The sequence below is a fragment of the Streptomyces sp. NPDC035033 genome (genome assembly GCF_040636735.1).
Classification (GTDB): Bacteria; Actinomycetota; Actinomycetes; order Streptomycetales; family Streptomycetaceae; genus Streptomyces.
Window position 1 is genome coordinate 1 of record NZ_JBEZUZ010000047.1, and the last position, 10217, is coordinate 10217.

The 10217-nt window shown below is 77.0% G+C and carries 13 protein-coding genes; 8 read left to right on the plus strand and 5 right to left on the minus strand.

Annotated features, from left to right (window positions below; all coding sequences use genetic code 11):
* The first annotated feature begins 81 nt into the window (after window positions 1–81).
* Window positions 82–1278, plus strand: a complete 1197-nt coding sequence (locus AB0E83_RS20080; protein WP_362113225.1) for an MFS transporter — start codon at window positions 82–84, stop codon at window positions 1276–1278.
* A 23-nt stretch (window positions 1279–1301) separates the two neighbouring features.
* On the opposite strand, the gene AB0E83_RS20085 is transcribed toward AB0E83_RS20080, so the two are convergent.
* On the minus strand, window positions 1302–1745 hold the full coding sequence (locus tag AB0E83_RS20085) for a hypothetical protein (protein ID WP_362113228.1): 444 nt from the start codon (window positions 1743–1745) through the stop codon (window positions 1302–1304).
* A gap of 33 nt (window positions 1746–1778) precedes the next feature.
* Window positions 1779–2330, minus strand: coding sequence for an SRPBCC family protein (locus tag AB0E83_RS20090; protein WP_362113231.1), 552 nt, complete (start codon window positions 2328–2330; stop codon window positions 1779–1781).
* Between the two features lie 204 nt (window positions 2331–2534).
* On the opposite strand from AB0E83_RS20090, the gene AB0E83_RS20095 reads away from it, so the two are divergent.
* Together AB0E83_RS20095 and AB0E83_RS20100 are read left to right on the plus strand one after the other, a co-directional pair.
* Window positions 2535–3326 (plus strand): HemK2/MTQ2 family protein methyltransferase, encoded by a 792-nt coding sequence (locus AB0E83_RS20095; RefSeq protein WP_362113366.1) that lies wholly within the window; start codon window positions 2535–2537, stop codon window positions 3324–3326.
* Window positions 3326–4015 (plus strand): HAD family hydrolase, encoded by a 690-nt coding sequence (locus AB0E83_RS20100; protein WP_362113234.1) that lies wholly within the window; start codon window positions 3326–3328, stop codon window positions 4013–4015. The genes AB0E83_RS20095 and AB0E83_RS20100 overlap by 1 nt, the downstream gene beginning before the upstream one ends.
* Before the next feature lie 10 nt (window positions 4016–4025).
* On the opposite strand, the gene AB0E83_RS20105 is transcribed toward AB0E83_RS20100, so the two are convergent.
* Window positions 4026–5342 (minus strand): cytochrome P450, encoded by a 1317-nt coding sequence (locus AB0E83_RS20105; protein WP_362113237.1) that lies wholly within the window; start codon window positions 5340–5342, stop codon window positions 4026–4028.
* A 257-nt stretch (window positions 5343–5599) separates the two neighbouring features.
* On the opposite strand from AB0E83_RS20105, the gene AB0E83_RS20110 reads away from it, so the two are divergent.
* The 5 genes from AB0E83_RS20110 to AB0E83_RS20130 are packed head-to-tail and all read left to right on the plus strand — an operon-like array spanning window position 5600 to window position 8765.
* Entirely contained in the window at window positions 5600–5905 is a 306-nt protein-coding gene (locus tag AB0E83_RS20110) for a CDGSH iron-sulfur domain-containing protein (protein ID WP_362113240.1), read from the plus strand.
* Window positions 5906–5940: 35 nt separating this feature from the next.
* Complete coding sequence (locus AB0E83_RS20115; RefSeq protein WP_362113243.1) at window positions 5941–7005, plus strand: iron-containing redox enzyme family protein; 1065 nt, start codon at window positions 5941–5943, stop codon at window positions 7003–7005.
* Window positions 7002–7667, plus strand: a complete 666-nt coding sequence (locus AB0E83_RS20120; protein ID WP_362113246.1) for a nucleotidyltransferase family protein — start codon at window positions 7002–7004, stop codon at window positions 7665–7667. The genes AB0E83_RS20115 and AB0E83_RS20120 overlap by 4 nt, the downstream gene beginning before the upstream one ends.
* Window positions 7660–7953 (plus strand): BON domain-containing protein, encoded by a 294-nt coding sequence (locus tag AB0E83_RS20125; RefSeq protein WP_362113249.1) that lies wholly within the window; start codon window positions 7660–7662, stop codon window positions 7951–7953. Before AB0E83_RS20120 ends, AB0E83_RS20125 begins: the two co-directional genes overlap by 8 nt.
* The gene (locus tag AB0E83_RS20130) at window positions 7950–8765 is read left to right on the plus strand and encodes a metallophosphoesterase (RefSeq protein WP_362113252.1); all 816 of its coding nucleotides are present in this window, start codon (window positions 7950–7952) and stop codon (window positions 8763–8765) included. The genes AB0E83_RS20125 and AB0E83_RS20130 overlap by 4 nt, the downstream gene beginning before the upstream one ends.
* A gap of 48 nt (window positions 8766–8813) precedes the next feature.
* Here the strand turns inward: AB0E83_RS20130 and AB0E83_RS20135 are convergent, their stop codons facing one another.
* Together AB0E83_RS20135 and AB0E83_RS20140 are read right to left on the minus strand one after the other, a co-directional pair.
* The gene (locus AB0E83_RS20135) at window positions 8814–9500 is read right to left on the minus strand and encodes a DUF6766 family protein (RefSeq protein ID WP_362113255.1); all 687 of its coding nucleotides are present in this window, start codon (window positions 9498–9500) and stop codon (window positions 8814–8816) included.
* Between the two features lie 152 nt (window positions 9501–9652).
* The gene (locus tag AB0E83_RS20140) at window positions 9653–10105 is read right to left on the minus strand and encodes a hypothetical protein (RefSeq protein WP_362113258.1); all 453 of its coding nucleotides are present in this window, start codon (window positions 10103–10105) and stop codon (window positions 9653–9655) included.
* Between the last annotated feature and the right edge of the window lie 112 nt (window positions 10106–10217).

Genomic DNA, 10217 nt, shown 5'->3' on the forward strand with positions numbered 1-10217 from the left:
CCGTGAGCCGTCCGCCGGTGCGGCGGCCCCGGCGGACCGTCCGGGCGGCACGGCGGCGACGGGCGGGTTACGGTCGCCGGTATGGCCGGTGATCGACGCGGATGGCTGCGGTGTCTGCTCGGCGGAGCGGTGTTCGTGGTGTGCATGGCCGGCACCACGCTCCCCACCCCGCTCTACCCCCTCTACCAGGAGGAGTTCGGCTTCTCCGAACTCACCGTCACCGTGGTGTACGCCGTGTACGCCTTCGGCGTCATCGGCGTCCTGCTCCTCGCCGGGAACGCCTCCGACACCGTCGGCCGCCGCCCCGTCCTGCGGTGGGGGCTCGCCTTCGCGGCCGCCAGTGCCGTCTGCTTCCTCTGCGCCGACGCCCTGGGCTGGCTCTACGCGGGCCGGCTGCTGTCCGGCCTCTCGGCGGGCCTGTTCACCGGCGCCGCCACCGCGTACGTCATGGAACTCGCCCCGCCCGGCGGCACCGCGCGCGCCACCTTCGTCGCGACCGCCGCCAACATGGGCGGGCTGGGCTGCGGCCCGCTCCTCGCCGGGCTCCTCGCCGAGTACGCCCCCGAGCCGCTGCTGCTGCCCTTCGCCGTCCACCTGGCCCTGGTCGCCGTCAGCGCCCTGCTCCTCCTGCGGCTGCCCGAGACGGTGGCGGAACGCCGGCCCCTCAGCGCCGTACGGCCCCGGAAACCCGCCCTGCCGGCCCGCCCGGGGGCGGTCTTCGTGCCGGCGTCCGTCGCCTCCTTCGTGGGCTTCGCGCTCTTCGGCGTCCTCACCTCCGTCAGCCCCGCCTTCCTCGCCCGCGACCTGCACGTGGAGAACCACGCGGTCAGCGGCCTCGTCGTCGCCCTCGCCTTCTTCGCCTCCACCGCCGGACAGGCGGCCGCCGGCCGCGTCGGCGCCGCCCGCTCCCTGCCGCTGGGCTGCGCGGTCCTCTTCGCCGGCCTGGTCCTGCTCGGCTGCGCCCTCCTCGCCGACCTGCTGGCCCTCGTCGTCCTCGCCGCCCTCACCGGCGGCGTCGGGCAGGGCCTCGCCTTCCGCGGCGCGCTCTCCGCCGTCGCCGCCGCCGCGCCCCCCGACCGGCGGGCCGCCGTCATCTCGTCCCTCTTCGTGGTCGCCTACACGGGCATCTCGATCCCCGTGATCGGCGTCGGCCTGCTGGCCGACCCCCTCGGCCTGGAGGGCGCGGGCCTGGTGTTCACCGCCTGCATGCTGCTCCTGGCCGCCGGCGCCGGCGCCTACCTGCTGCGCCGCACCCGCACCGAGGCGCCGACGGCCTAGACGCGCCTCTCGGGCCCGTCCGCTCAGGAGGCGGCCGTCGCCTCCGGGCGGGCCGGGGGCGCGCCGCCCGTGTGGACGAGGCACACGTCATGGGCCTCGCGTGCCAGTTCGCGGCCCCGGCCGTCCGTCAGGCGGCCGGTGATCCGGTAGAGGCCGAGGTGCGCCCGGCCGACCGGCATGCGCCGCGACGGGAGCCACACCTCGTACGGTCCGCCGCTGCGGAAGCCGCCGAGCACCGTCCGGGTGGTGGCGAGCACCCGGCCGCCCCGGGCCTGCTCCTCCTCGAAGGCCAGCCCGTCGATGTCCGTGCCGAGCCGGAAGGTCAGGCCCAGGCTCACCACGGTGCCCTCCGCCAGGACCAGCGGCTCGCCGCTCCCCGGGCCGCCCAGCGGCACCCCGAGGCGGCCCAGCTCCTCCGTGTGCAGCGAGACGTCGAGGAGGCGGAAACCGGAGTCGGTGCCGTTCACGCTCTCACCGCCCTCGGCCGGCGCGCCCCGGCCCTACATCGGGCCCGAGTACGGGGGCCCGGCACCGGTCGACCGCGGCGGGGCGTCGTCGGGCGGGGTGGCGGGATCGGCCGGGGTGGTGCCGCCCGCGCTGTCGGCGGGCCGGAGCCGGCCGCGCCAGCCGCCGGTCGCCCGGTCGCGGTCCTCGATGAACCGTTTGAACCGGCGCAGGTCGCCCTCGATCCGGCTCTCCAGGACCCCCATCGCCTTCGCCGCCCGGTCGGTGACCCCCGAGGGCTCCACCTCCATCGCCAGCCGCACGCGCGTGTGCTCGTCGTCCACCCTCTCGAACGTGACGACGCCCTTCTGCTTCACGTCCCCGCCGACCGTCCGCCACGCGATGCGCTCGTCGGGGAGCTGGTCGACGATCTCGGTGTCGAACTCGCGGGTCGCCCCCGCGATCCTGGTCCGCCAGTGACAGAGCCGGTCGTCGAGCTGCCGGACCTCCTCGACCCCGTCCATGAAGCTCGGGAACTCCTCGAACTGCGTCCACTGGTCGTAGACCTCGCGCAGCGGAGCCGCCACCTCGATCGTGTCGTGCACCATCTCGGTCACCTCCCTGGTCCGGCACAGCACCTGTCCGGGCGCGGCTACCCGCGCCCGGCCGGGGTAACCGCCCCGCCCTCCGCCCCGTCCGCAGGCGGCCCCCGGTACGTGCGCGTACCGGGGGCTCCGCCGGGTACGCGCGCCCGGACGAGACCCGGGCGGAACCCCGACGGAGGAGCACCCATGAGCAGTCCCGCGAAGCCGATGACCCCCGCGAAGCCGACGAGCCCCGCGCAGCCGGACCGGGCGGCCGGGAGCCCCGTGGTGGTGGCCGGACCGCCCGGCGTGTACGCGCCCCAGGGCGACACCCTACTGCTCCTGGAGACCCTCGCCCGCGAGCCCCTGGAACGCGGCGCGCGCACCCTCGACCTGTGCACCGGCACCGGGATCCTCGCCATCGAGGCGGCCCGCCGGGGCGCCCGGGCGACCGCCTCCGACATCGACGCGACGGCCGTCACCACCGCCCGCCGCAACGCGCGCCTGTCCGGCTGCCGGGTCCGCGTGCTGCACGGGGACCTCGCCACGCCGGTCGCGGGGGAGCGGTTCGACCTGGTGACCGTCAACCCGCCCTATGTGCCCGCCCCCTCGTCGGAGCCGCCCGCCGCGGGCCCCGGGCGCGCGTGGGACGCCGGCCACGACGGCCGGCTCCTCCTCGACCGGATCTGCCGCGGCGCGCCCGCCGTCCTCGCGCCCCACGGCGTCCTGCTGCTCGTCCAGTCCTCCCTCAGCGGCGTCGCCGCCACCCTCGCCGCGCTGCGCGCCGAAGGGATGCGGGCCCGGGTCGTCGCCCGCCGCGAGCAGCCGTACGGGCCGGTCATGACGGCCCGGGCCGGCTGGTTCGAACGGCGCGGACTGGCCGCCCCCGGCACCAGGACCGAACAGCTCGTGGTCGTCCGGGCCGTCCGCACGCCCGGGCGGAGCCCGGAAAGGCGCCCCGTGCCCGCTTCCGGGGCCCGCGCGGACGCCCCGGCGGACCACCACCCCCGGGAGGCATGATGACCCCGCACGCACCGCGGACCCGCGGCGCCGCCCTGTTCGACGTCGACGGCACCCTCGTCGACACGAACCACCTCCACACCCTGACCTGGTGGCTGGCGCTGCGGCAGCACGGTCACACGGTGCCGATGGCCCGGATCCACCGCGCCGTCGGCATGGGCTCCGACCGGCTCCTCGACGCCGTCCTCGGCCAGGACCGCCGGAGCGGGCAGGACGAGGCGATCGCGAACGCCCACGGCACGCTCTACGCCACCTGGTTCGACAGCCTCGTCCCCTTCGAGGGCGCCGCGGAGCTGCTGCGCGCCACCGCCGCCCGGGGCTGGAAGGTGGTGCTCGCCAGCTCGGCGTCGGAGGAGGAGGTGGCCGCCGTACGGGCCCGGCTCGACGCCGACGACGTCATCGACGCGGCCACCTCCAGCGGCGACGTGACCGCCACCAAACCCGCCCCGGACCTGGTGCGGGCCGCCCTCGACGCGGTGGGCGCCGAACCGGAGGACGCCGTCCTCGTCGGCGACACGGTGTGGGACGTCGAGGCCGCCGGACGCGCCGGCGTCCCCTGCGTCGGACTCCTCACCGGCGGCACGACCCGCCGCGAGCTGGAGGACGCCGGCGCCGTCGTCGTCCACGACGACGCCCTCACCCTCCTCCGCCACATCGACGCCGGCCCCCTGGCCCGGCCCCCGCGCTGAGGCCCGCCCCTCACGGCCGGGCCCCCGCCGGCCGGGCGCGCGCCGCCGCCCCCACGGTGATCCGGAAGCCGTCGCGCGGGCGGGTGGGGACGCGGTGGAGCGGGATCCGCGTGTCCTGCTCGGGAACGGCGAAGTCCAGCCGGGCGAGCTCCCGGGAGAGCCGGGTCAGCAGGGTGACGGTGATGTCCTCGCCCGGGCAGCGGTGCCCCTCGGGCGGCCCGCCGCCCTGCGGGATCAGCCCGGCCGGGTGCGCGGCGGCGCTCAGGAAGCGGTCCGGGACGAAGCGGTAGGGGTCCCTCCACAGGACGGGGTCGTGGTTCTGCCCGAAGACGTCGAGGAGCAGCAGCGTCCCGCGCTCCACCGGCGTCCCGTCGTCGAGGACGAGGTCGCGGGCGGCCAGCGCCCCGGTGAACGGCACGAAGGGGTAGAAGCGCCGGACCTCGTGCGCGAAGGAGAGGGCGAACCCCGCCGGCCCCCCGTCGGCCTCCTCCGCGAGCCGCCGCCGCACGTCCGGCCGCCGGCTCATCGCGTGCGCCGCGAACGCCACGAACCAGGCGACCGCGACCGTGGGCCGCACGATGTTCAGCAGCTCCACGGCGGCCGTGGCCGGCGGGAGGAGCGAGCCGTCGGCCTCCCGGTGCGCCACCACCGCCTCGAACGGCGTACGGGGCGGGGCGCCGGGCCCGGCCGGGGGACCGCCCGCCCGCGCCCGGGCGACCGCCTCGCGCAGCAGGCCCTCCTGCCGGGCGCGGGCCCGCCGGGCGCGCAGGTGACGCGGCCCCGCCGTCGCGAAGCCGTCCACCATCGCCACGCAGTCCCGCGCCAGCCGGTCGACGGCCCCGTCGTCGCCGTACCCCGGCAGGCCGGTCCAGTCGCGGACCGCGCGGGCCAGGACGAGCGCGGCCTCGTCGAACAGCACGGCCTCGCGGCCGGGCGCGCCGAGCCGCGCCCGGAACTCCCCGACCGCCCCGTCGGCCAGCGCCGCGACCCCGGACGGATCCGTCAGCCAGGACAGGAAGAGATCCTTCCGGGCCCGGTGCCCGGCACCGTCCAGGGTGTGCACCGCGCCCCGGCCGAAGAGGGTGTCGAGGACCGGGCCGGGCAGGGCTCCGGAGCGCAGGGCGTGCCGCTCGTCGTAGAAGAACGGCACGGCGCCGGGGCCGCGCAGCACCACCGCCGGGCGGCCGAGCAGCCGGATCGGCAGCGGACCGGTCCCCGTCTCGGTCCCGGTGCGGGGTGGCAGCCACTCGTATCCCCTCAGGAACACGGCGGCGGTCCGGTCGGCGCGGGGCCACGACCGGCGGGCCAGGGGGTTCGACGCGTCCACGGGGCGATCGCCTCCTCGGAACGGAACGGAACGGAACGGACTGGTCTGCACTGCACTGGACCGGAGAGAAGCGGCGGGGAGGGCCGCCGCGGCCGTCTGCGCCTACCCGCCCCCGGCGCGGACACGCCTCCCTCGGGTCCGCCGGAACCGCCGGGCATGCCGGGCGCGGAAGGGGGCAGGCGCCCATGCGTCCGTTCCGTGAGGCGGGCGGCCGTCCCGGGCGCCGCCTCCCGGTCCGCCCCCTCTGGAGGTGCGCCGTGGATCCCGTACCCGAGAACCCCGCAGCGGCGGAACCCGCGCCCGGCGAGGCCCCGGCCCCCGGCCGTGCGGCCCCGGCCGGCGCCCGCCCCGTCCGGATCACGCCGCTGGCGGAGGGGCCGCTGCTGGTCGACGGCCCCGTGGAGATCGTGCTGCCGGACGGGACCGTGCGGCGCAGCGAGCGGCCCGTGGTCGCGCTGTGCCGGTGCCGCCGCAGCCTGCGGGACCCGTTCTGCGACACCAGCCACCGCCGCCGGTCCCGGTCCGACCGGTCCGGCGGCCCCACGCCGTCGCCGCCCGCCTGACGGGCGGCCGGCCCCGACACCGAGGAGACCGTGCCATGACGACCACCGCACCGCGCGTCGGACGCCCGCCCGAGGACGCCCCCGGCGACGCGCCCGCGGCCTCCGGGGCGGCGGCCCCCGAGCTGCCCCCGGCCCGCGGCGAGCTCTCCGCCGCCGTGTCCGGCCGGCTGCGCGGGCGGTCCGCCGCCCTGCCCGGGCCCCGCGCCGTCGCGGCGGCCGACCCGTACGGCGAGGACCTCCAGCTGGCCCTGCACCTCTGCTACGAGCTCCACTACCGCGGCTTCGCGGGCGTGCCGGACGCCGCCGAGTGGGACCCGGACCTGTTGCGGCTGCGGGCCCTCCTGGAGGAACGCTTCGAGGAGGCGCTGCGGGCCGGGTGCGCGGGGAGCGCGACGCCCGCCGAGGTCTTCGACGCCCTGCTGACCGAGCCGCCGGACGGTCAGGGCCTCTCCCGCTTCCTGCTGCGCCACGGCACCCTGGAGCAACTGCGGGAGTACGCGGTGCTCCGGTCCGTGCACCAGCTGCGCGAGTCCGACCCGTACGCCTGGGTGCTGCCCCGGCTGTGGGGCCGCGCGAAGGCCGGGATGACGACCGTGCTGTACGACGAGTTCGGCTGCGGCCGGGAGGAGCGGGTGCACGCCCGCCTCTACGCCGACCTGATGCGGGGCCTCGGGCTCGACCCCCGCTACGGCCACTACCTCCCCGTCGTCGGGGCCCCCGTCCTCGCCGCCGCCAACCTGATGTCGCTCTTCGGCCTCCACCGGGCCCGCCGGGGCGCCCTGGTGGGCCACTTCGCCGCCGTGGAGATCTCCTCCCCGCCCGCCGCCTCCTGGCACGCCGCCGCCCTGCGCCGGTGCGGCGCCGACGAGGCGGCCGCCCGCTTCTACGACGAGCACGTGGAGGCCGACGCCGTCCACGAGCAGCTGGTCCGACGCGAGGTCGTCGACGGGCTGCTCGCCGAGGAGCCCGGTCTCGCCGCCGACGTCGCCTTCGGGGCGCGGGCCACCGGCCTGCTGGAGGACGCCCTCGCCGAGTCCGCCGTCGGGGCCTGGCGGGCCGGCGCCAGCGCCCTGCGAGCCCCCACCGAGGAGGAGGCATGAACCTCATGACACAGACCGGAGACGGCCGCGGCGGGGGCCCGGATGTGCTGCCGCCCGACCACACCCAGGCCATCCTGGAGGTCACCAAGGAGGTCGGGGCCGTCCTGAAGGGCTCCGGCTGCCCGTTCGCCCTGGTCGGCAGCGTCGCCGCGTACGCGTACGGCATCCCGGTCCGGCTCCAGCACGACACCGACTTCGCCCTGCGCGCGGAGGACTCCGAGACCGTCGTCCGGCTGCTGCGCGGCCGCGGCATCCAGATCGTGGATCCGCCGGAGGACTGGCTGGTGAAGGCCCGCAGCGGAGGGGAGCAGATCGACCTGATCTTCTCCCTCGCCGGACGGGCCGTCACCAAGGAGCTCCTCGACCGCGCCTGGATCCTCCCGGTCGACTCCGTCCACCTGCCGGTGATCGACCCCACCGACCTGATGATCGGCCGGCTCGCGGCGCTCTCCGAGCACCACTGCGACTACGGCGTCCTGCTGCCGGTGGCGCGCGGCCTGCGCGAGCGCGTCGACTGGGACCGGGTCCGCGAGGAGACCCGCGACCGGCCCATGGCGGTCGCCTTCCTCTACCTGCTCCGCCTCCTCGGCGTCCTCCCGGACCCCGGAGAGGGGCCGGCGGCGGAGCGGCCGGCGCGAGAGGAGGCGGACGGCCGTGACTGAACGACCGGAGCCGTACGAGGACTCGACGCCCGTCGAGGAGCCGCGCGCCGACGAGTACCGCATCGCCCGGCTGCGGGAGCGGCTCGCCAGGGACGGCCAGGCCGAGCTCGGCGTGCAGGTGGAGCAGCGCGGCGGTGTCGTCCTGCTCACCGGGACCGTCCCCACCACCGTCCGGCGCGACGAGATCGTGGAGCTCGCCCGCTCCGCCCTCACCGGGTTCACGCTCCGCACGGACATCACCGTCGCGGGCTGCGACGCCCCGGACCACGGAGAGGAGCTGTCATGACCCTCCTCGGACCGGAACGGACCGGCCCCGACGCCATCCGGGTGGCCGCGGTCGGCGACATCCACCTCGGGGAGGACTGCGCGGGCCTGCTCCGCCCCGCCTTCGAGGCCCTCCCCGACTGCGCCGACCTGCTGCTGCTCGCCGGCGACCTGACCCGGCACGGCGAGGTCGCCGAGGCCCGGGTGGTGGCCGGCGAGGTCGCGTCCCTCGGCGTCCCCGTCGTGGCCGTCCTCGGCAACCACGACCACCACGCGGGCGAACCCGCCGAGGTCGCCCGGGTGCTCCGCGACGCCGGGGTGCACGTCCTGGAGGGCGAGAGCACCGTCCTGCCCGTGGCCGGCCACAAGGTGGGCGTCGCCGGCGCGAAGGGCTTCTGCGGCGGCTTCGTCGGGCGCAGCGCGGGCGAGTTCGGCGAGCCCGAGATGAAGGAGTTCGTCCGCACGACCCGGCGCAGCGCCGAGGGGCTGTCCCGCGCGCTCGGCGAACTGACCGCGCACGGCTGCGCCGTCCGCATCGCGCTCACGCACTTCTCGCCGGTGCCCGACACGCTCGCGGGGGAGCCGCTGGAGATCTACCCCTTCCTCGGCAGCTATCTGCTGGCCGAGGCCATCGACGCCCACGGCGCCGACCTCGCCGTCCACGGCCACGCCCACCTCGGGACCGAGCACGGCATGACGGCGGGCGGCGTCCGGGTCCGGAACGTCGCCCAGCCGGTGATCGACCACGCCTTCGCCCTCTACCGCCTCCCCCTCGACGGCCACGCCGCCACCGCCGCCCCGGCCGGCCTCACGGCCCGCTACGGCACCCACTGACCCGCTACGGCACCCGCGGGCCCGGGGCGGCGGCCCCGGGCCCCGGCCTCAGCCCTCGATGCCGGTGGCCGCGTGCGGGGAGCCGACCGGCTTGGACTCCGGGGAGCCGCGCTGGCGGAGGTAGACGGAGAGGACGGCCATCGCGGAGACGGCGAGCAGTTCCGACTGCCAGTTCTGCAGCGACCGGTCCCAGAAGTCGGCCGAGCCGAGGTACGCGCCCCAGCCGATCGGGTCCTGGAGCTGCCGCAGCCGTTCGCCGTTGTACGCGGCCGCGCCCGACACCGACTGCGCGAACCAGGACAGGAGGAAGAACGCGGCCATCACCAGGCCCAGCGAGTGGCCGTACAGCGCCTGCCGCCAGTCCTTCGTGCCCGCCCAGCGGGGCGAGTCGGAGCGCGCGTGGTCGCCCATCCGCTGGTCGCGCTCGCTCTCGGAGCCCACCCGGTCCAGCGGCTTCGACTCCGGCGAGCCGCGCTGCACGAGGTGGACGGTCCCGTACACGTACAGGAAGAACTGGAGGAACTCGGACTGCCAGTTCTCCGTGACGTCGACGGCGAAGTCGGAGGAGGTCAGGTACGCCCCGAAGCCGATCTGCTGGAGCCCCGCCACGGCCATCTGCTCGTTGAACTGGGCGCGCCCGGCGACCGCCTGGGCGGCGAGGACGACGAGGAAGGCCCCGCCGAAGACGAGGGTGAGGCTGTTGGAGCGCCAGAACCCGACGCGTCGCGCGCTCACCGGTGCATCGCCCCGATCACCGTGAAGTAGGCGAGGCCGCCCACGATCACCACGACGCAGCAGAGGAAGACCGTCCTCATCCGGCCGCCCCCCTTCCGGTGCGCCCGGCGCCGGCCCTCGCGCCGGCCCACCCGACCACGGCCCTCATCCCGTCAGCCTCCCTTCACCGAGCAGCGGTACGGCTCGTCCTTGCTCTCCGGCGGCGCGCAGCCGGCCGCCGTGACCAGCCAGCCCTCGTCGAACCGCGACAGGAAGAGGGTGTCGCCGGTCATCCGCAGCAGCGCCTCGCGCCCGTACACGTCGACCCCGCGCGGCAGGCCGGCCGTCGGCAGCTCCGCCTGCCGCAGCCCGGGCCCGCACGCGCCCCGGGCGTCCTCCTCCACCTGCTCGCGGGTCTCGGGGGCGAGCAGCGCGCAGCCGGTGCGGTAGTCCCCGGCCGAGACGGCGGCGGCGAACCGCCGGCCGGCGTCGGTCGCCCCGTCCTCGCTCGCCGCGGACGCCCCGCACCCGCCCAGCAGGAACGCGGCCAGCAGCGCGCCGGCCGCGCGGGGGAGCGTCCTCGCCGCCCGCCGTCCCGGCGTACGCGTCCTGGGTGTCACCGTCATGGGCCCCACCCTGCCCGCGCGGGCCGCGCGGCCCCGAGACGCGGGGCAGATCGGAAGAGCGTCGGGGAGGGAAAGAGGGACATAGCAGGCGGGTAGATATCGGTGGTCGCCG